At 69.8% G+C, this 20383-nt stretch carries 13 protein-coding genes; 9 read left to right on the top strand and 4 right to left on the bottom strand.

The features are described 5' to 3' along the window. Nucleotide 1 precedes the first annotated feature (1 nt). From CCO03_RS08015 to CCO03_RS08025, 3 genes are all read left to right on the top strand, one after another. Nucleotides 2-1375 carry an APC family permease gene (locus tag CCO03_RS08015; RefSeq protein ID WP_087279561.1) on the top strand — a complete coding sequence of 458 codons (1374 nt, stop codon included), beginning with the start codon at nt 2-4 and terminating at the stop codon, nt 1373-1375. 257 nt (nt 1376-1632) lie between these two features. Further along, the gene (locus CCO03_RS08020) at nt 1633-2187 is read left to right on the top strand and encodes a BPSL1445 family SYLF domain-containing lipoprotein (protein WP_418236053.1); all 555 of its coding nucleotides are present in this window, start codon (nt 1633-1635) and stop codon (nt 2185-2187) included. A gap of 225 nt (nt 2188-2412) precedes the next feature. Further along, nucleotides 2413-3033 (top strand): CPBP family intramembrane glutamic endopeptidase, encoded by a 621-nt coding sequence (locus CCO03_RS08025; RefSeq protein ID WP_205690376.1) that lies wholly within the window; start codon nt 2413-2415, stop codon nt 3031-3033. Between the two features lie 205 nt (nt 3034-3238). Here CCO03_RS08025 and CCO03_RS08030 read toward each other — a convergent pair whose 3' ends face one another. After that, on the bottom strand, nt 3239-3964 hold the full coding sequence (locus tag CCO03_RS08030) for an ABC transporter ATP-binding protein (RefSeq protein WP_087279573.1): 726 nt from the start codon (nt 3962-3964) through the stop codon (nt 3239-3241). A gap of 45 nt (nt 3965-4009) precedes the next feature. Between CCO03_RS08030 and CCO03_RS08035 the strand changes: the two genes are divergently transcribed. Next, nucleotides 4010-4726, top strand: coding sequence for an arylesterase (locus tag CCO03_RS08035; protein ID WP_418236054.1), 717 nt, complete (start codon nt 4010-4012; stop codon nt 4724-4726). 290 nt (nt 4727-5016) lie between these two features. On the opposite strand, the gene CCO03_RS08040 is transcribed toward CCO03_RS08035, so the two are convergent. The 3 genes from CCO03_RS08040 to CCO03_RS08050 all read right to left on the bottom strand — a co-directional run bounded on the left by CCO03_RS08040 (nt 5017) and on the right by CCO03_RS08050 (nt 13098). Then, complete coding sequence (locus CCO03_RS08040) at nt 5017-6390, bottom strand: MATE family efflux transporter (protein ID WP_087279577.1); 1374 nt, start codon at nt 6388-6390, stop codon at nt 5017-5019. Next, nucleotides 6387-7022 carry a DUF2239 family protein gene (locus tag CCO03_RS08045; RefSeq protein ID WP_087279580.1) on the bottom strand — a complete coding sequence of 212 codons (636 nt, stop codon included), beginning with the start codon at nt 7020-7022 and terminating at the stop codon, nt 6387-6389. Before CCO03_RS08045 ends, CCO03_RS08040 begins: the two co-directional genes overlap by 4 nt. A gap of 94 nt (nt 7023-7116) precedes the next feature. Next, nucleotides 7117-13098: an alpha-2-macroglobulin family protein gene (locus tag CCO03_RS08050; protein WP_087279583.1), complete on the bottom strand. Its 5982-nt coding sequence runs from the start codon at nt 13096-13098 to the stop codon at nt 7117-7119. A gap of 313 nt (nt 13099-13411) precedes the next feature. Here CCO03_RS08050 and CCO03_RS08055 point away from each other — a divergent pair, with 313 nt between their 5' ends. The 5 genes from CCO03_RS08055 to CCO03_RS08075 all read left to right on the top strand — a co-directional run bounded on the left by CCO03_RS08055 (nt 13412) and on the right by CCO03_RS08075 (nt 20237). Further along, nucleotides 13412-15379, top strand: coding sequence for an acyl-CoA synthetase (locus tag CCO03_RS08055; protein ID WP_087279586.1), 1968 nt, complete (start codon nt 13412-13414; stop codon nt 15377-15379). Nucleotides 15380-15793: 414 nt separating this feature from the next. Further along, a complete protein-coding gene (locus tag CCO03_RS08060) occupies nt 15794-16765 on the top strand; it encodes a Bug family tripartite tricarboxylate transporter substrate binding protein (RefSeq protein WP_236904084.1) in 972 nt (323 codons plus the stop codon). 252 nt (nt 16766-17017) lie between these two features. Beyond that, nucleotides 17018-18022 carry a Bug family tripartite tricarboxylate transporter substrate binding protein gene (locus tag CCO03_RS08065; RefSeq protein WP_087284423.1) on the top strand — a complete coding sequence of 335 codons (1005 nt, stop codon included), beginning with the start codon at nt 17018-17020 and terminating at the stop codon, nt 18020-18022. 95 nt (nt 18023-18117) lie between these two features. Next, entirely contained in the window at nt 18118-19128 is a 1011-nt protein-coding gene (locus tag CCO03_RS08070) for a Bug family tripartite tricarboxylate transporter substrate binding protein (RefSeq protein WP_157667563.1), read from the top strand. A 104-nt stretch (nt 19129-19232) separates the two neighbouring features. Next, the gene (locus tag CCO03_RS08075; RefSeq protein ID WP_087279592.1) at nt 19233-20237 is read left to right on the top strand and encodes a Bug family tripartite tricarboxylate transporter substrate binding protein; all 1005 of its coding nucleotides are present in this window, start codon (nt 19233-19235) and stop codon (nt 20235-20237) included. Nucleotides 20238-20383: the final 146 nt, after the last annotated feature.

Raw genomic sequence — 20383 nt, forward strand, 5'->3', positions numbered from 1 at the left:
GATGGGATCGGGAGCTGCGGGTGCCGCCGCGAGCGGCGGTGCACCCCTGAGCCTGCGCCATGCGGTGGCCATCACCGTGGGCGTGGTGATCGGGGCAGGCATCTTCAAGACGCCCTCGCTGGTGGCGGCCCAGGTGCCGTCGCTGGGCTGGATGCTCGCGCTGTGGGCCGCGGGCGGCGTGGTCGCGCTCATCGGTGCGCTGTGCTATGCCGAGCTGTCGAGCACCTACGCCAGCACCGGTGGCGAGTACCACTTCCTGCGCCAGGCCTTTGGCCGCGTGGTGGCCATGCTGTACGCCTGGGCGCGCTTCACGGTGATCACCACGGGGTCGATCGCGCTGCTGGCCCACGTGTTCGGCGACTACATGTCGCAGGTGCTGGACCTGGGCGAGTCCAGCAGCGCCGTGTACGCCGTGCTGGTCATCGCCGCGCTCACCGCGGTCAACTTGCGTGGCATCCGCAGCGGGGCCGAAATGCAGTGGTGGTTCACCGCCGTCGAGGTTCTGGGTTTGCTGCTGGTAGTGGCAGCAGCGCTGTTCTGGCTGCTGGGCGGCCAATCCGCGCCCGCACCCGCGCCCGAGGCCGTGGCGGCGACCACGTCGTGGGCCGGGCTGGGCTTCGCCATGGTGTTCGTGCTGCTCACCTTCGGCGGCTGGAACGACGCCGCCTACATCAGCGCCGACCTGGCCGACCGGCGCGCCATCGCCCGGGCGCTGGTGCTGTCCGTGGCCTTCATCACCGCGCTCTACCTGCTGGTCAACTGGGCCTACTGGCAGGTGCTGGGGCTGTCGGGCATGGCCGCCTCGCAGGCGGTGGCCAGCGACGCGCTGACTGCGGTGTTCGGGCCCCTGGGAGGCAAGTTCATCGCGGCCATGGTGGCCATGGCCGCGCTCACGTCCATCAACGCCACCATGATCGTCGGGGCCCGCACCGCGAGCGCCCTGGGGCAGGACTGGCCTGCGCTGCGCTTTCTGGGCGACTGGGACGCGGTGCGCCGCGTGCCGCGCCACGCCACCTGGGTGCAAAGCCTCCTGGCCTTGCTGCTCGTGGGGCTGGGCCTGGGCCACCAGAGCGGGTTTCAGGCCATGGTCGAGTACACGGCGCCGGTGTTCTGGTTGTTTTTCCTGATGGTGGGGCTGGCCTTGTTCCGGCTGCGCCGGATCGACGGCGCACGCGAACGGCCATTCCGCGTGCCGCTGTACCCCGTGCTGCCGGCCTTGTTCTGCGCCAGCTGCGCCTACATGCTGTGGTCCAGCCTGGCCTTTGTGAGCACGCAGCGTTTGGCGGGGCTCAACGCCGCCTGGATCGGCGTCGCCGTGCTGGCGAGCGGCCTGTTGCTGTGGGCAGTGATGGCCTGGCGGGCGCGCCAAGCTTGAATGTGCTTGGGTAGTATGGTGTCATTGCCGTTTCATGTTGAACGGAAATGGCGCCATACTGCATGAAGATGTAAAGATGGCGCCGAGCGCGCGCCGTTCATGTCGGGCTGTTGTCCGACAGCCGCTGTCTGCCTCGTCTCCCCTGGTCGCCGCGGCCCGCCACGCATCATGCGGTGCACAGGCCCCGAAATCACGTCGGGGTCAGGGATACACACCAGAAAGGGGAACCCATGCGTACACCTGCAATTCGTCATCTGATGCTCGCTTCGGCCGTCGCGCTGGCCAGCCTGTCCATGGTTGCTTGCACGACCACCAAGCCGGGCACAGAGTCCGCACCGCGGGCGGACAGCACGACCATCAACACGCGCGCCGACGCGGCGCTGCAGCGGCTGTACACCACGGCGCCGGGCTCCAAGGACCTGGTGGCGCGGGCCCAGGGGGTGCTGATCTTCCCGTCGGTCGTGGGCGGCAGCTTTGTGGTCGGCGTGGAGCATGGCCGCGGCGTGCTGCGCGTGCGCGGCCGCAACGAGGCCTACTACAGCACCACCGCGGGCTCGGTGGGCTGGCAGGCCGGTGGCCAGTCCAAGGCCGTGATCTATGTGTTCAACACCCGCCAGGCCCTGAACGAGTTCCAGGCCAGCAAGGGCTGGTCGGTCGGCGGCGATGCCACCGTGGCGCTGGGCAAGGTGGGCGCCAACGGCAGCATCGACACCACCTCGGCGCAGGCCCCGGTCACGAGCTTTGTGCTGACCAACGTGGGCCTGGAGGCCGGCGTGTCGGTGCAGGGCGCCAAGATCACCAAGATCGAGTGAGGCTGATCGCGTCACAGGCTGGCTGTGTTCCGCACCGCCAGCTTGCACGCTTGTCCTTGGCGCGGGCCGCCGGGGACGCAAGCCGAGTGACACACTCGGCTTTTTTCATGCCAATCCGTGCCTGGGTCTGCGGCTGGCCTGCGCCTGGATTCGTGCAACCCACGGAGTAACGCGATGCCGCTGATCCCGCATGCCCCACGCCCCGGCTGGCCTGAGCTGGCGACCGTGCTGATCGCCTACCTGCTGCTGATCCTCGTCATCGCGCTCTGGCTGGCGCAGATCCCCGATGGGCAAGCGGCCTGGCGCGGCGTGGCGGGGATGGCGGCCAACGGCGTGGCGGGCGTGGTGGCGTTCCTCGTCGCCTTCACCGTGCGGATTCGAGACTTTCGCGCGTTTGGCTTTCGGGCGGTGGCACGCCCGTGGCGGCTTGTCGGCGCGGCGGTGGGCGTGGTGGCGTTCGGGCTGAGCTTTCTCATCGAGGGCCTCTACATCCAATTCGTCACCGAAGCCAATACCCAGGCGGACTTCCAGGCTGCCGCGACCGGCGGCATGCTGTCGCTGCTGGCGTTGCTGATCACGGGGGCGCTGCTCACGCCGCTGGGCGAAGAGCTGGTGTTTCGCGGGGTGATCGCCAATGCGCTGAACCGCTACGGCCGGTGGGCGGGCGTGGCGGGCAGCGCGGCGATTTTCGCGGCCGTTCATGGGCCCAGCGTCATCTTCCTGAACGCGTTCATGGTCGGCCTCCTGGTCGGCGTCCTGTTCCGCCGAACCGCGTCCCTCTGGCCGGGCTTGGTGGTGCACGCCGTCTACAACGGCCTCTGGCTGCTGTACTACGCCAAGCCCTGACCCTGCCGAAGTGGCCGGGGTCTGATTCACCCTGGAGCCATCGTCTGCTCAGACTCCAGCGGACGTGGCGTGCAAGGCATCTGCAAGCCGGTGGCCGGATGCCGCATGGCGTTGGCATGGCTTGGAGGGCGTCTGAGCAGGGGTGGCCAGGGCTGGGGTGATGGGCGATGCGCCGCATCACGCGTGCCACCCAGACGAGCGCGGTTCAGCCCTCGCGGCACTGGCCCGCTTCGACCACCAGCCGGCGTTCGCAGCGCGCAGCGATCTGGCGGTCGTGGGTGACCAGCACCAGCGTGGTGCCGAGTTCGCGGTTGAGCTCGAACATGAGCTGCATCACGTGTTCGCCGGTGGCGAAGTCCAGGCTGCCCGTGGGCTCGTCGGCCAGCAGCACCCGGGGCTGCGTGACGAAGGCGCGGGCCAGCGCCACGCGCTGCTGTTCGCCGCCCGACAACACGCGTGGGAAATGGGTCAGCCGCTCGCCCAGGCCCACGCGCCGCAGCATGTCGGTGGCCAGGCTGCGGGCGTCGCGGCGGCCGGTCAACTCCAGCGGCAGCATCACGTTCTCGAGGGCGGTGAGGTTGGCATTGAGTTGAAAGCTCTGGAACACGAAGCCGATGTGGCGCGCGCGCAGGGCGGCGCGGGCGTCCTCGTCGACAGCGAACAGGTCCTGGCCGCCCAGCCGCACGGTGCCGCGGCTGGGGGTGTCCAGCCCCGCGATGATGGACAGCAGGGTGCTTTTGCCCGAACCCGACGCGCCGACGATGGCCACGGTTTCCCGCGCGGCCAGGGAAAAATCGATGTCGCGCAGAATGTCCAGCGTGCCCGCCGAGTCCGTCACCGACTTGAAGACGTGATCGACGGCGATCAAGGGCGTGGCGGCAGCCGCGCCGACCTCGGCGGGATGAGAAGCAGGAGTGGTGGCGTGCAGCATCGAGAACGTGAACAAAACGGGGACCAGGACGGTGGCGACGGCGGCGTGCGCTCGGGCACACCGCGTCGGCACTTTATCGCGCGGGCAGTGGGCCTGGCGCTGGCCGGGATTGCGGCGCCCTGGTCGGCTCACGCGGCCGGTGGCGCCCGCAGCGGGGCCGCGCCGCAGCCGGGTGGGGCGGGCGCGGTTGCGAGCGGTCCGCGCATCCTGGTGCTGGGCGACTCCTTGAGTGCCGAGTACGGCCTGCGCCGCGGCACGGGCTGGGTGGCCTTGCTGGCGCAGCGGTTGCAGCAGGCCGGCCGGCCCGAGCAGGTGGTCAACGCCAGCATCAGCGGCGACACCACCTCGGGCGGGCGGGCGCGGCTGGCGGCCTTGCTCAAGCAGCACCAGCCGCAGGTGCTGGTGATCGAGCTGGGGGGCAACGACGCGCTGCGCGGCCTGCCGATTGCGATGACCGAGCAGAACCTGACGGCCATGGTCAGCCAGGGCCAGGCCGCGGGCGCCAAGGTGTTGCTGGTGGGCATGCAGGTGCCGCCCAACTATGGCGCGGCCTACACGCGCGATTTCGAGGCCGTGTTCGCCAAGGTGGCCCAGGCCAGGCAGGCGGCCCTGGTGCCGTTCCTGCTCAAGGGCGTGGCCGATGCCCCAGACCCCACGGCGCAGTTCCAGGGCGATCGCATCCACCCCAACGAGCAGGCCCAGCCGGCGCTGCTCGCCAACGTCTGGCCCAGCCTGGCGCGGTTGATCGGCGCCAAGGCGTGATGCAGGTGGAGGGGCAGGCGTCGATCGGGCTTGGGCAGGTCTCTGGGTTCAGGCGTCAAACGCTGACATGCGCAGGCGCAGCGTCACCCGTCACCCGTCGCGACCCAGGGCGCCGCCAGCCCGACCAGGGTCGCTGCATGCCATCGAACGCAGTCCGAGGCGTCGCAGGATGACGAGGCCCGCGCCGCGATGCTGCTCGCTGTGCTTGAAAGTTTGGCAGTATGGGATCACGGCCGTTTTCAATGCATCGACAAGCGAAGGATACTGCCTGATTGCCTGGCTCAAACCCGTCACACCAGGCGTTCGATGCGCTGGGAGCGCCACACCAGGCGGTAGAACAGGCTTTGCAGGGCCAGCATGCTGCAGAACACCACGGGGTAGCTCATCCACACGCCTTGCAGCCCGAAGCGGGCCGAGAGCCAGTGCGCGGCGGGCAGCTGCACCAGGGCGATGCAGCCCACGCTGATGGCCGTGGGGCCCCAGACCGTGCCGCTGGCGCGCATGACCCCGGCCACCACGGCCTGCATGCCGAACACCACGCTGGCCCACAGCATCACGTGCAACAGCGTTTGCGCCATGCCCAGCACATGCGGCGTGGTGATGAAGAACCCCAGCAGCCAGCGCGACAGCAGGTAACCCAGCAGCACCAGCCCGCCCGTGAGCACCAGGTTCAGCCACAGGCCGGTCTGCACGATGGCCGACAGCCGCTCGCTGCGGCCGGCGCCGATGGCCTGCGCGCCCAGGATGGAGGCCGTGATGGCGATGGACAGCGCGGGAAACTGCACGTAGTTGACGATCTGGTTCACGGCCCCGTAGGCCGCGGTCGCGTCGGCGCCGTAGCCGTTTACCAGGCCCAGGATGGCCAGCTCGGCCATGGCGATGGTCACCATCTGCACGCCGGTTGGCACGCCGATTCGCAGCACGGCGCGCAGCAGCGTGGGGTTCAGGCGCAGCTCGCGCAGCAGCGCCGCGTCGGGCGCCAGCGGGTGGCCGCGTCGCCGCAGGTACACCCACAAGAACGCCAGCGCCACCGCGAACGACGCCGCTGCGGCCACGGCGGCACTGGCCACCCCCAGCTGGGGCAGGCCCAGCCAGCCGCGAATCAGCGCCGGCGTGAGCAGCAGCCCCACGGCCGTGGACAGCACCAGGGCGAGCAGGGGCGTCACCGTGTCGCCCACGCCACGCAGCAGCTGGGTGAACAGGATGAACACCAGCAGCAGCGGCATGCTCAGCATCATCATGCGGGCATAGGCCACGGCGTCGGGCAGCAGCTCGGGCGAGGTGCCCAGGGCCACCAGCGCAGGGCGCGCGAACAGCTCGCCCAACACCGCCGCGGCCACGCCGATGCAGGCGCCCAGCGTCAGCGCCGTGCCGGCAATGGCCTTGACCTTGTGCGGCTCGCGCGCGCCCCAGGCCTGGCCGATCAGCACCGAGGCGCCGGCGCCCACGCCGATGATCAGCGCCACGAAGAAGAACACCACGGGGAACATGCCGGCCACGGCGGCCAGGGCCGAGGTGCCCAGCATCTGGCCGATGTAGACGGCGTTCACGCTGCCGGACAGCGACTGCAGGATGTTGGCCAGCACCATGGGGCCGAGGAACAGCAGGTACACGCGCCACAGCGGTGGCTGGGCGTGGCCCGCAAAGGCGGAGGGTCGGTTCATGGGGTGCCTGCGTCGTCGTCGTGAGGAGTGAACACGCCCTGGGCCAGGTGGGCGAGGTGGGCGCGCACATCGGGCGGCCAGGCCGCGGTGCAGCGCGCCAGGGCCGCGGCGTCGGCGGCGAACAGCGCGCGCGCGGCGTCTTCGAAGCCCGGCTGGTGGCCCGCGATCGCACTCATGAATTTGTAGCCGCGCTCGGCCGCGTGCCGGCGGTCGTCGGCGGCGTCGGTGGACTTGCGCGCATGGTCGACCAGGCGGCGCAGGGCGGCCGAGGCGCCGCCGGGCTGCCGGGCCAGCCAGTCCCAGTGGCGGGGCAGCAGCGTGACCTCGCGCGCCACCACGCCGAGCCGCGGGCGCCCGGGTGCCGGGCGGGACGAAGGGGCTGGCGCGGGCCCTGCATCGGCATCGCCGGCATCGCCGGCATCGGCGGTGGGGGCCAGGCGGGCCAGCAGGGCGGCGTGCTCGGGACGGGGCGGGGTGTCCACGGGTGCGCCGGTGGCGTCGTCGAAGACCAGGATGGGACCGGCGGGTTCGTCGACGGCGGCCAGGGCCTCGGCGATCTCGGCATAGCGGCCTTGGGCCACACGTCGATCGCCCGCGAAGGCCGTGTAGTGGGAAGGAAACATCGCGTTCATGTCGATATTCTACCCGGGTTAAATATTTAATCCGGGTAAATATCTGCGCGGCGACATGCACTGGCCTGCGTGCTGTGGCACGCAGGCCACGGTCTCAGGGCTTGACCGTCAGGCGCGCGTTCGGTGTTTCGCCGAACATCTCTGGCGCGTAGAGCGCCTCGACCCGCGTGGGGGGCAGGCCGAACTGGCCGGCGCTGTTCAGGCGCACGGTGTATTCGAGCGAGGTGTTGCCCTTGGGCAGGTAGGCGTAGTAGGCCCGGTAGCTGTCGAACCCGCGCTCGATGAAGGTGACAGCCCCGTTGCCAGTGCTTTGCTCGCCCTGTGTGGCCATGGCCGAGTCGCGGCCCAGGCCGGAGCCCAGGATGGTGGCGCCCGCGGGAACGGGGTCACTCACCGCCACCCAGCTCATGTCGGCGTTGGCCGTGATGTCGAGCTTGACGCGCAGGGTGGTGCCGCGCTTGAGCTCACCGCCATCCAGCACCTGCACCTGCTTGCGCACGCTGTAGCCGCCGTTGAACGGCGCCGTCAGCGGCACGGCGGCGCGGGCCGCCACGGTGACCCAGGGCTTGCCGCTGCCGTTCTGGTTCAGCTGCAGCGTCTGGGCCGCACCGCCCTTGGCCCACGGCAGCAGCAGCTCGTTCGGGGCCAGCGCGGGCACCGCGTTGCGGACATCGCCCGAGGGCGTGGGCACCGCGGCAGCCTGGCCGGCCTGGCGCGGCACGACCTTGCCCCAGTCCACGCTGCCCTGGCCATCGGGCGGCAGCTTGGCTTCGGTGTGGCCGCTGACGGGCTCACGCTCGTACTGGGCCGAGAAGCGGTCCAGGGCCAGCTTGGCCCAGGCGTTGGCCGTGGTGGTGGACCAGTGGCCGCGCTGGGCCCGGCCGATCAGGCCCGTGGCCAGGCGCGGCACGTCGGCCTGCAGCACCGGGTCCTGCAGCGCCAGGGCCAGCAGGTTGGCGGCGTTGCTGTCGGCGTTGCGCATGGTCCAGAACCAGTTGTCGCCTGACTCGTTGCTGAAGATGAGCCGCGTGCCCTGGTACTGCAGGCGGGCCTGCAGCACCTGACGCGCGCTGGCTTGCAGCTCGGTGCGTCCGGGCAGCTCGGGCAGGCGCTGCAGGATGGCCAGCCAGTCGATCACGGCGCTGGTGGGCCAGCGGTTGGGCTCCAGGGCGATGCTGTCCAGCATGCGCGGCTGGGCCTTGCCGTAGCGCGACAGGGCTTCGATGGCCGCGAGTTTGCGCACGGCCAGGCCCACGTCGCTGGCGGGTGTCCAGTAGCTTGCGGTGATGCGGCCTTCGACGAAATTGACCAGCGCCGCCTGCAGGCGGGCCAGGTCGGCCGCCGGGATGGCGAAGCGTGGATCCAGGTTGCCCTTTTCATGGGCCACGGCCAGCAGGTAGGCGGCCAGGGCATCGCTGCCCGTGGCGTTGGGGCCGGCCGGGAAGTAGGTGGGCAGGCCGTTGCTGGCGCTGTGCGTGGGCAGGTCGGCCATGGTGGCTTGCCACAGCGCCACGTCGTCCAGGCCGATGGCCTTGCTGGTGCGCTGCTCCAGGCAGGCATAGGGGTAGCGGCGCCACCACTCGGTCAGGCCGGGCAGGCCTTCGGCCAGCTTGGCGGCCACGCTGACCTGCACACCGCCCAGTGGGCGGCCGTCGCCGTCGCGGGCCGCCGTGGGCGGCGCCTGCAGGGGCAGGCTGAGCGGGCCGCTGAGCTGCTGCAGGGTGGCTTGCTGCACGGCCACGGGCACCACGCTGTGCACCTGCGGGCTGATGCGCAAGGCGTCGCGCGCGCCTTGGCGGCTGTCCACGGCTTCGATCTCCCACGGCCAGGCCTGGGCAGCGGCGCCGGGCGCTGCCGGCAGGCTGGGCACGGTCACGGTCCAGGTCACGACCTGGGACTGCCCGGCTGCCAGCTCAAGCTCGCGTGCGGGCAGGGTGACGCCCGGCGCCTTGGCCGTCAGCTGGATGGCCATGGGCTGGTCGGTGGTGTTGCGCACGGTGATGCCGGCGTCCAGCTGGTCGTCGCTGCGCACCAAGGGCGGCACGCCGCTGATCAGCTGCAGGTCCTGGGTGGTGCGGATGCGCGCCTCGCCGGTGCCGAACAGGCTCAGGCCCGAATCGGCCACCGCCGCGATGGTGAAGGTGGTCAGGCTGTCGTTCAGCGGCACCTCGATTTCGGCGCGGCCGTTGGCGTCGAGCTGCAGCGTGGGCTGCCACAGCAGCAGGGTGTCGAACAGCTCGCGCGTCTGGCTGCCGGGGCCGCCGTCGCCGCCCGGGGGCAGGGCTTTGCGACCGTAGTGGCGCCGCCCGATGATCTCCATCTGCGCGGTCGAGGTGCTCACGCCCAGCGGACGCTCGGTCAGCATGGCCTCGCGCAGCTTCCAGCTCAGGTTGGGCTGCAGCTCCAGCAAGGCCTGGTCGACGGCGGCCAGAGCCACCTCGGCGTGCGCGGCGGGCTGGCCGTTGGGCAGCGTGGCGGTGACGATGACCTTGGCCTTGCCTCGCACGTCGTAGCGCGGCTGGTCGGTCTGCACCTTGACGCTGAGGGTGTGGGCCGTGTCGTTCACGCGGATTTTGGTCACGCCCAGGCGGTAGGCCGGCTTGCTCAGGTCCACCATGGCGGTGGGCGGCACATATTCGTCGGTCTTGTTCCAGAAGGCACGCCACCAGGCCAGCGGCGTCTTGTAGCCCCAGGTGAAAAAGCTGTACCAGGGCACCTCGTACAGGCGCCCGCGCAAAGCCATCACGCTCACGTAGACGTTCGGGCCCCAGCTGGGGTCGACCTTCAGGCGCACGGTCGGGTCCTGGCCCGTCAGTGTGACGACCTCGGCATGCAGGATGCCTTCGCGCTCGACGGTGACCAGGGCCTGCGCCTCGCGGAAGGGCATGCGCACCTGGAACACGGCGGTGTCACCGACCGCGTAGTCGCGCTTTTCGGGCAGCAGGTCCATGCGGTCGTGGTTCTCGCCGCCAAACCACAGCTCGCCCTGGGCCGTCACCCAGATGCTGGTGGCGGCCTGGCTCTCGCGGCCCTGGTCGTCGGCGACCACGGCGATCAGCTCCAGCTCGCCCACGTCGTCGAACTTGGCCTTGCAGGCCAGCAGGCCCTGGGCGTCGGTCTTGCCCGCGCACACGGTGCCGCGGTCCTTCACCTCGGTGGTCGAGTCGTAGCCGTAAAAGCCGCCGACCAGCCGCTTGCGGGTGGAGGTGGTCACGTGCGAGATCGCCTTCACGTAGACGTGGGCGCCGGCCTTGGGCTTGCCGTTCAAGTCCAGCGCCAGCGCGTCGAAGGCGATGTCTTTCTTCACCGACACCCACTCCGGCGTGCGCACCCCGGCGACCACGGCGGCGGGCCACAGCACGGCGCGGCGCGACAGCGTCTGTGTCTCGCCGTTCGGGTCGGCGTAGCTGGCCTCGACCAGCAGGCTGCGCGGGCCGGCCTTGTCCTGCGGCACGCTGACCTGGGTTTGCCCGGCGCCCTGGGCGTCCAGCTTCACGGCTTGCTTGTTGGCGATGACGCGGTTGGTGGCCGAAGCGGTTTCGCCGTCGCCTTCTTCATCGCCTTCGTCCACCCTGGCGTTGCGCGGGCTGGGCCAGTTGAAGCTGAAGCTGGGGTAGTCGGGAAAGCTGGCGCTGTAGGGCGAGAGCATGGCGCTCACGGCCGTGTCCAGGCCGTTGGCCGGCCCCCCGGACAGGTGGCTGACCTGCAGCGCCACGGGCAGCTTGTCGGGCGCCACCAGGCTCAGCGGGTCCTTGGGCTGGCCGACGGTGATGCGGCCCTGCAGCACGGGCAGGCGGAACTCTTCGACGCGGAAGCTGCCGCCTTGCAGCATGCCGTCTTCGCCCAGCTGCACGGTGTACAGCCCCAGCTTGGCGCTCTTGGGAATGGCCCAGCTGCTCTCGGCCGAGAGGCCGCCGGTGCGCGTGGTGCGCCACGTCAGTGATAAGGGGTATTTGTCGCCTGTCGATTGATTGACAACGGAAGCGCTTGATACTGGGTTTTTCACCGTGCCAAAGCCCTGGCCCGTCTGGGTGCGCAGAAAGTGCTTCATGGACACGGTTTCACCGGCGCGCAGCAGCGTGCGGTCGAACACCGTGTGGTAGACCGTGTCCGGCGTGGGCGAGTCGCTGGTGTCCACGTTGAAGCGCCAGGGCTCGATGCCGTTCTGCCAGCTGGTCCAGGTGAAGCTCATGTCGGCCTCGCCGCCCTGCTCGGCGCGCGCGCTGACGAAGTAGCCCAACTCGCCACAGGCGCGCGAGGGCGGGCGTGGCGACAGCGCCTCGAACCGCGCGATGCCCTGGGCGTCGGTCACGGCCTCGGCCACGGGCTGGCCGCGGCAGGTGCTGACCTGCACCTTGGCGCCGGCCACGGGCAGGCCTTTGTCCAGCGTGGTGACCCAGGCCAGCGAGTTTTCGCGGCCCAGCTTCATGTGCACGCCGAGGTTGGTCACCAGGGCGCTGGTGCGCACCACCATGGCGCGTTGCGGGCCGTAGGCCTCGCTGAGCAGGGCCTGGCCCAGCTTCTGCGAGCTGACCTCGACGACGTGAAAGCCTGTCGGCAGCGGCATGCCGATGACGGACATCTCGCTCGATTCGCCGTCGGTCTTGGGCAGGGCCACGGTGTTGACGGCGGACTGGCCCTGCAGCAGCGACACCGCGCGGGCTTCGACATAGCCCTTGTAGTCGTCGCTGGGTGGCGGGGGCAGCGTGCCGGCCACGTCGCCGGCCGCAACCTTGCGCTCGACCAGCCAGGTGTCGTAGCGGTGCACCTTGCGGAACCACTCGATGATGTCGGCGTCGCTGTGCACGGCTTTTTGGCGCACCTGGCCGTCGTCGACCTTCAGCGCCTGGCCGTTCAGCCGGGCTTCCACCTTGCGCACCGTCAGCGGCAGCAGGGCGGTCTGGCCGGGGCCTTCGGCATGGCGTTCGACGATGCCGAAGGGCGCGGCCGAAAACTTGAGCAGCGTGGGCATGGGCCCGGTGCGCAGGGCAAGCGGGAAGCGGTCGGCGTTGACCAGCGCGCGCCCGGCGCCGTCGCGCAGGTCGCGCGGCAGCTCCAGGCGCCAGTCGCTGCGTTCGGCAAACGGCGGGGCAAAGCGCAGCGCGCTGACCAGCGCGTCATCGGCCTGGGACTCACGGGCCTCCAGCGTGGGGCTGCGGTCCTTGCCCGGGCCGGTCAGGCGGATCTGCTTGGCCTGGCCCCAGGGCAGGGGGGCCGAGAAGCGCAGCGTCACGGCCGACAGCGGCGAGCAGCCCGCGTTCTCGTTCTCGCGCTGGCAGCTCATCTCGGCCTCGAACGGGGCCTGCACTTGGAAGGTGTAGCCCTCGCCGCCCTGAGCGGCCAAGCCGCTGGGCGTGCGCACGCCGGGGCCCACGTTCAGCTTCAGCTTGGCGCCGGCGGGCAGGCGGCGGTTGCAGCTCACCACCTGCCAGGCCGCGGGGTCGGCTTTGGCCTGGTTGTCCAGGTGGCGGTGTTTCAGCGTGGCATCACGGTCGGCGCCGGTGATGAGCTGGACCGGGATGCGTTCGCCAATGCCTTCGGCTTCACACCAGGCGCTGCGCTGCAGGCTGGCCGGGTCCACCGCGCCGTTGAAGCGCAGCACGAAGAACTGCTGCTCGTCCACCTGGGCGCCGGCGTAGGGCACGACGCGGATGGGGATGGGCCCGCCCGTCGAGAAGGTGTAGGGGCGGGGCGCCCAGGCCTGGCCATCGAGCGGCTTGAAGCCGGTGTGGGGCGCCAGCGTGCAGCTGACCCCGGGCGGGAGTTCGCCGCGCAGGTTGACCACCCACTCGCGCGGGCTGTTCCAGCGCGCGCTGCTGCCCGCCAGCAGATCGCCGGCGCCGCCTTCGCAGCGCAGATTGAAGGGGGCGGGCGCACGCGCGTCACCGCCGTTGACGGCGGCCGCGTCGAACTTGACCACCACCTGGCTCACGCGACTGACCTCGCCCTGCGGCGTGACCTGGGTCACCGACAGCGCCTGGGCCGGCAGCGCGCAGCCCGCCAGGATCAGCGAGGCCAACGGCTTCAGGGGCCAGCCCCTGGCGCGGGCTGGGCGGGAAGGAGGGGGACGGCGCATGGAAACTCTCCGGGTTCAAGCGGGTGGCGCGAGCGGACGCGCAAGACCGGGCGATTGTGCGGGAAGGGCGTGGCCTCGGGATGTCCAGCGTGCCGGCGTTGGGCGGGCCGGACGTGGCGGCAAGGCGGTGAAAGGCGTGGCGCCGTCGCCGGCAGAGCGACGCGGAGCAGCGTGGCACGGCGTCTGGCAGGGCGCGTGCGGCGAGGCAAGGAAGGGCAGCGACAAGCCACGGCGCCAGCCCGCATGACACATGGGCGACCGGTTGTCCCTAGGCCTTTCCCTAGGATGCCCGGGCTCAAAATTGGAGACCTGCATGACCGCCTCGACGCCAGCCGCCGCCCACGATTACCCGCCGGTGCACCCGCCCCTGCGCGCAACGCGTGTGGTGCGCACCATGGACGACATCCGCGAGCTGGAGAAGACGCCGCTGGACCAGGTCATGAAGGCGCAGTCGAGCTACGAGCTCCTCCACAACAGCCGCGTGGCGTTTGGCGACAAGCCGGCGCTGACCTTCATGCTGACCGGCGACCCCACCGGGCCGTCCATCGTCTGGACCTATGCCGACCTGTTTGCCAAGGTCACGCAGTACGCCAACGTGCTGCACGCCCTGGGCATGAGCAAAGACGATGTGCAGGCGGTGCTGCTGCCGTCGTGCCTGGAATACCAGCTGGGCCTGTGGGGCGCGTCGGCCGCGGGCATTGCCCAGCCGCTGAACCCGCTGTTGACCGAGGACAAGCTGGTGTCGCTGCTCAACGCGTCTGGGGCCAAGGTGCTGCTGACCTGGGGCGACGCCGCCGAGGCCGACTACTGGAACAAGGCCATGCGCTTGCGCGAGCAGGCGCCCAGCCTGCAGCACGTGATCCGCGTGGCGCCGTATGGCGAAGACCCGGCCGCGCGGCCGGCACTGCCTGCTGGCGTGCACCACCTGGACGTGTTGATGGCCGCGCAGCCGGACGACCGGCTGGTCAGCGGCCGCCGCATCCAGTCCGGCGACATCGCCTCGTACTTCCACACCGGCGGCACCACGGGCGCGCCCAAACTTGCGCGCCACACGCATGGCGGGCAGGTCTACACCTGCTGGGCCAGCGTGCAGGTGCGCAACGTGCTGCCCGAGGACGTCTCCATCAACGGCAGCCCGCAGTTCCACGTGGCCGGCACGCTGGCCGGCGGCCTGCCGTCGTTCGCGGTGGGCGTGCATTCGGTGGTGCCCACGACCCAGCTGTTCCGCAACCCCGAGGTCATCCGCAACTACTGGAAGATCATCGAGCACTTCAAGGTGACCAACACCGGTGGCGTGCCCACGGTGCTGGCGGCCGTCACCCAGGTGCCGATCGGCGACGCCGACATTTCGTCGCTGCGCTACTGCGGCACCGGCGCCGCCATGCTGCCGCCCGAGCTGGCCGCCCGTTGGGAGCGGCTGACCGGGCACAAGATTCACGAAACGCTGGGCATGACCGAGACCTCGGGCGTGTCCACCACCACGCCGCTGGGGGCGTCGGGCCCGGCCGGCAGCGTGGGCTTTCGCCTGCCGCACATGCAGATGCGCATCGTGCGCATGGACGAGCACGGCCAGCCCACCGACGAGGACGTGGCGCCCGGCGAGCCCGGCATCGTGCTGTACAAGGCGCCCAATGTGTTCGCGGGCTACCTCAACCCCAAGGACACCGAAAAAGCCTTCACGGCCGATGGCTGGCTCATCACGGGCGACATGGGCTTCCTCGACGAGCAGGAGCGCCTGCAGCTGAGCGGCCGGTCCAAGGACCTCATCATCCGCAGCGGCCACAACATCGACCCCAAGGTGCTGGAAGACGCCGTGGGCGCGCACCCGGCCGTGCAGTTTGCCGCCGCCGTGGGCGCGCCCGACGCCTATGCCGGCGAGCTGCCCGTGGTGTTCGTCGCGCTGCGGCCCGGTGAGCAGGTGACGCCCGAAGCGCTGATGGCGTTCGCGGCCGAGCGCGTGGACGAGCCGCCCGCGCGGCCCAAGCGCGTGTACCTGATCGACGCCATGCCCATGACCAACGTCGGCAAGATCTACAAGCCCGAGCTGCGCGCGCTGGCGGCCCAGGCCGTGGCCGAGCAGATCGTGGCGCAGGTGAGCGAGGCTCAGGGCGTGGCCGAGGCCGACCGCCCGCAGGTGCGCTGCACCGAGGCCGAAGGCCTGCTGGTGCACATGCCGGCCCAGGCCAGCGCCGCCTACGAAGAAGCCGTGCGCGCCGCGCTGGCCGAGCTGCCGCTGAAGAACCAGAAGATCGTGCGCAGCCGTGTGGCTGGCGTGAACTGAAGCCCCGTGGTGGGCGATGCCCTGCGAGGGGCGCCCCGCGGCGTGGCGCCCAGCCTGAGCTGAGGCCCGCCGGCATCCGTTCGCGGCTGCCGCCCGGCTTGTCCGGGTGCCACGCGCCGGTGCCGTTTCCCTGCCTGGCCCAGTGGGGCGCGGTGCGTGCAGCCCGCAGCCTCATGACCCCACAGAACCCATGTGGTTTGGCACATGCGGCGGCGGCGGTTTGGCAGGCACATTTCAGCGGCAGCCCCAGGACGGGCTGTCGGACCACAGGTGTCCACGAAGACGTTGTGCAATTCGCCAGTATGGGGTGATTTGCGATGACTGATCAACGGAAATGCCTGGGTACTGTAGAACACATCGGGTCGACTCATGGAATCGGCCCGCATGCGTAGTTGTCAAGAAGGAGATGTACACATGACACATTCGATGAACCGCCGTCATCTGCTGGCCCTGTCGGCCTCGGCTGCGACCCTGGCCCCGATGGGCGCCTGGGCGCAACAAGCCAGCTTTGCCAAGCGCCCCGTGCGCGTGGTGGTGCCATTTGCAGCCGGTGGTGCCACCGATGTGATCGCCCGCGTGCTGGGTGAACGCATGGCCAAGACCTTTGGTCAGGCCGTGGTGATCGACAACAAGCCCGGCGCAGCCGGCCTGATCGGCGGCGAGGCCGTAGTGAAGTCGCCGGCCGATGGCCTGACGGCGCTGCTGGGCACGACCACGACCATGCTCACCAACAAGTACCTGTACAAGAAGACCAGCTACGACCCGCAGACCGAGCTGCTGCCGCTGGTGCGCGTGTGCACGGCGCCCATCTGCCTGGTGGTGACCAGCGATGTGCCGGCCAAGGACCTGAAAGAGTTCATGGCCTGGATCAAGGCCAACAAGGGCAAGCTGTCGTACGGCTCGTACGGCATCGGCTCGCACGGCCAGCTGGCCTGCGCCACGCTGAGCGACGTCGCCGACGCCGACATGACCCACGTCGCCTACAAGGGTGAGGCGCTGATGGTGCAGGACATGCTGGGCGGCAACGTCAAGATCGGCATGGGCAGCATGATCACGCTCAAGCCGCACATCGATTCGGGCCGGCTGCGTGCCCTGGCCGTGACGGGAGACCGCCGTGTGCCCCTGCTGCCGCAGGTGCCCACGTTCGGCGAGGCGGGCTACAAGAACGAAGCCCTGGCCCTGGTGGGCTGGCTGGCGATCGCCGCCCCAAGGCGCTGCCGGCCGACATCGCCAAGCAATGGGCGCAGGCCGCCAATGCCGCCGTGGCCAGCCGCGAGGGCAAGACCCGCATCATCGCCGCGGGCTTTGTGCCCATGGACAACGACACGCTGGAGGCCTTTGGCAAGGCCTGGACGCGCGAAGGCCCGATCTGGGGCCGGCTGCTGAACCAGGCCGGCGTTCAGCCCACGTGATGGCTGGGGCGCCGTGCGGGTACAGGCCCGGCGCGGCGGCCAGTTAGCCCCACACAGGGTCGGGCATGACGCGCAGGCGTCATGCAATTCCCGGGGCTTTGGGCACACTTTGAAGGGTATGCATGGGTGGCCGTTTCATCGCAAACGGTCACCTAGGCATACCCTTTCATATTGACAAGCCCGAACCTTGCCAGGCGTGGAGGTGCACGGCCATCAGGAGACACCTGTGACCCCAACCGATCCGTCCTGGCGACGGCGCCATGTGCTGTCCGCTGGTGCCGCTTTGGCCGCCAGCCCCCTGCTGGCTGGCGCTGCGCACGGCGCCAACAGCTTCGCCACCAAGCCGATCCGCCTCATCGTGCCGTTCGCAGCCGGTGGCGCCACCGACGTGATGGCGCGCGCGCTTGGCGACGCGATCGGCAAGGACCTGGGACAGGCCGTGGTGGTGGACAACAAACCGGGCGCGGCCGGCATCATCGCCTGCGATGCGATGGCCAAATCCGCCCCCGATGGCCACACCTGGATGCTGGGCACGACCAGCACCATGGTCACCAACCGCTTCCTGTACCGGAAGCTGCCGTTTGACCCGAACAAGGACTTGGCCTGGGTGGGCCGCGTGTGCACCTCGCCCATCGTGCTGGCGGTGCACCAGTCGCTGCCGGCCAAGAACGTGGCCGAGGTGCTGGCCTACATGAAGGCCAACAAGGGGCAGGTCAGCTATGGCTCGTATGGCCTGGGGTCGCACGGCCACCTGATCTGCGCCTACATGAGCCGCCTGGCCGGCGCCGATGCGGCGCACGTCGCCTACAAGGGTGAGGCGCCCATGATCCTGGACCTGGTGGCGGGGCAGGTGAAGATCGGCATGGGCAGCCCCATGGGGCTGAAGCCGCACCTGGAGAAGATCCGCGCGGTCGGCATCATCGGCAAGCAGCGCTCGAACCTGCTGCCCGACCTGCCCACCTTCTGGGAGCAGAACCAGCGCGACGCGCCGTACCAGACGCTGGGCGTGACGGCATTTGCGGCACCAGGCAAGACCCCGATCGAGATCCAGAACCGCTTTGCGCAATCGGCGGCACGGGCGCTGAAGCTGCCCGAGGTGCGTGCGCGCATCGAAGCCACGGGCTACCCGGTGGTGGACGACGACACACCGGCCGCCTTCACGGCTGACCTCATCCGCGACCTGCCGCTGTGGCAGACCATGATCGAGCAGGCGGGCGTGGAGCCCACCTGAACGTGCCGTCGGCGCGTGCATGGCCCGCGCCGCCCTTCACCCGCGACGGCATCGACCTGAACCGCCGCCGTCGGCTTTTTCCCAGGGAGACTTTCATGACCCGCATCACCCGACGCCAAGCCCTGGCCAGCGCTGGCGCGCTGGCGGCCACCGGCCTGCCGCTGGCGGCCCAGGCCAGCGCCGAGAACGCCGCGGCCAATTTCCCCAGCAAGCCCATCCGCATCATCGTGCCGTACCAGGCCGGTGGCGCGACCGACGCGCTCTCGCGCCTGCTGGGCCAGCACATCGGGCCTGACCTGGGCCAACCTGTGGTGGTGGACAACAAGCCCGGTGCCGGCGGCATCCTGGGCACGAACGAAGTCGCCAAGTCCGACCCCGATGGCCACACCATCAGCCTGGGGCTGACCTCGACCCTGCTGGTCAACCGCTTCCTCTACAGCAAGATGCCGTTCGACCCGGCGCGCGACCTGGACATGCTGTACCGGCCCATCGACTCGGGCACGCTGATCGCCGTGCACAGCGGCGTCCCGGTCAAGACCCTGGGCGAGCTGTTCAAGCACATCGAGGCCAACCGCGGCAAGCTGTCGTATGGCTCGTACGGCCTGGGCTCCTACCCGCACCTGGCCGGCGAGCGCATCAACCAGATGACCAAGGGCGAGATGACGCACGCGCCCTACAAGGGCGAGGCACCCATGGTGCAGGCGCTGCTGGCACGTGACATCGACGTGGGCTGGGGCAGTGTGCAGGTCATGAAGCAGTTCGTCGATGCCGGCAAGCTGCGCGTGCTGGCCATCACCGGTCGCGAGCGTCCCCCGGGCATGCCCGATGTGCCGACCTTCACCGAGGCCGGTGTGAACGACGACGCCTTCAACATCGTGGGCTTCTTCGGCATGGCCGTGGCGGCCAAAACGCCGGACGCCATCAAGCAGAAGCTGTCGAACGCCATCGCCAAGGCCTTGTCCAAGCCCGAAGTGAACGCGCGCGTGGCCGCCATGGGCTTCCGCGCCAACACCAACAGCTCGCCGCAGGAGTTCACGGCCTTGTACAAGCGCGAGTTGCCCAAGTGGGAAGCGCTGGTCAAGTCGGTGGGCGTGAAGCTGGACTGAACCGGAACCGATGCCGAATCCGCAGGCGGAGGCTCCGTCTGCAAAACGGGCGGACTCGCAAGAGCCGCCCGTCTTTTTTATTGCAACCCCCAGAGGAGACCCCCATGACCCCCATCAACCGACGCCAGGCCCTGGCGGGCGCCAGCGCGCTGGCCGCCGCTGGCCTGCCGCTGGCCGCGCAGGCCAACACGGCCGCCGGCAACTTCCCCAGCAAGCCCATCCGCATCGTCGTGCCGTACCAGCCGGGCGGCTCGACCGATGCCATCTCGCGCCTGCTCGGCCAGCACCTGGCACCCGAGCTGGGGCAGCCGGTGGTGGTCGACAACAAGCCTGGTGCAGCCGGCATCATCGGCACCGGTGAAGTCGTGCGCGCGGCGCCCGATGGCCACACCATCAGCTTCGGCCTGACGTCGTCGCTGCTGGTCAACCAGTTTCTGTACACCAAGCTGCCATACAGCCTGACACGGGACCTCGCGCCGCTGTACCGTGTGACCGACGCGGGCGCCATCCTGGTGGTGAACAGCAACCTGCCGGTCAAGAACCTGGCCGAGCTGCGCAAGCACATCGAGGCCAACCGCGGCAAGCTGTCCTACGGCTCGTACGGCCAGGGCTCGTACCCGCACCTGGCGGCCGAACGCATCAACCAGCTGACCCAGGGCGGCATGGCTCACGCGGCCTACAAGGGCGAGACGCCCATGATCCAGGCCCTGCTGGGCGGCGAGATCGACATCGGCTGGGGCAGTGCGCAGACGCTCAAGCAGTTCGTGGACACGGGCAAGCTGCGCGCGCTGGCCATCACCGGGCGGGACCGGGTGGCCGCCATGAACCAGGTGCCGACCTTTGCCGAGGCCGGCATGACCGACGACGCGTTTGCCATCGTCGGCTGGCTGGGCATGGCGGTGCCGGCCAAGACACCCGATGCCGTGAAGCAGAAGCTGTCGGCTGCCATCGCCAAGGTGCTGGCCAAGCCCGAGGTGAAGGAACGCATCAGCGCCATGGGCTACACCGCCATCACCGACAGCACGCCGCAGCAGTTCGCCAGCATTTACCAGCGCGACCTGCCGAAGTGGGAGGCGCTGGTCAAGGCCGTGGGCGTGAAGCTGGATTGACGTTTGGCCTTGGGATGGTCAGGGGATTTGGGGCCGATGCCACAGGTGAAGCTGCAGTGTCCGTCCTGAATCCATAGCGCCATTCCCAGGCAGGGCAGGCGATAACGACCTTGGTCGTGGTGATGGAGGCGTGCACCCTAGGGTTC

It is taken from the genome of Comamonas serinivorans (genome assembly GCF_002158865.1).
Classification (GTDB): Bacteria; Pseudomonadota; Gammaproteobacteria; order Burkholderiales; family Burkholderiaceae_C; genus Comamonas_E; species Comamonas_E serinivorans.

Coding starts and splice junctions, on each gene's coding strand:
- CCO03_RS08045 (WP_087279580.1), bottom strand. CDS start 7,022: ATGAACGCGATGTTTCCTTCCCACTACACGGCCTTCGCGGGCGATCGA.
- CCO03_RS08060 (WP_236904084.1), top strand. CDS start 15,794: ATGACACATTCGATGAACCGCCGTCATCTGCTGGCCCTGTCGGCCTCG.
- CCO03_RS08015 (WP_087279561.1), top strand. CDS start 2: ATGGGATCGGGAGCTGCGGGTGCCGCCGCGAGCGGCGGTGCACCCCTG.
- CCO03_RS08070 (WP_157667563.1), top strand. CDS start 18,118: ATGACCCGCATCACCCGACGCCAAGCCCTGGCCAGCGCTGGCGCGCTG.
- CCO03_RS08055 (WP_087279586.1), top strand. CDS start 13,412: ATGACCGCCTCGACGCCAGCCGCCGCCCACGATTACCCGCCGGTGCAC.
- CCO03_RS08050 (WP_087279583.1), bottom strand. CDS start 13,098: ATGCGCCGTCCCCCTCCTTCCCGCCCAGCCCGCGCCAGGGGCTGGCCC.
- CCO03_RS08020 (WP_418236053.1), top strand. CDS start 1,633: ATGCTCGCTTCGGCCGTCGCGCTGGCCAGCCTGTCCATGGTTGCTTGC.
- CCO03_RS08030 (WP_087279573.1), bottom strand. CDS start 3,964: ATGCTGCACGCCACCACTCCTGCTTCTCATCCCGCCGAGGTCGGCGCG.
- CCO03_RS08040 (WP_087279577.1), bottom strand. CDS start 6,390: ATGAACCGACCCTCCGCCTTTGCGGGCCACGCCCAGCCACCGCTGTGG.
- CCO03_RS08075 (WP_087279592.1), top strand. CDS start 19,233: ATGACCCCCATCAACCGACGCCAGGCCCTGGCGGGCGCCAGCGCGCTG.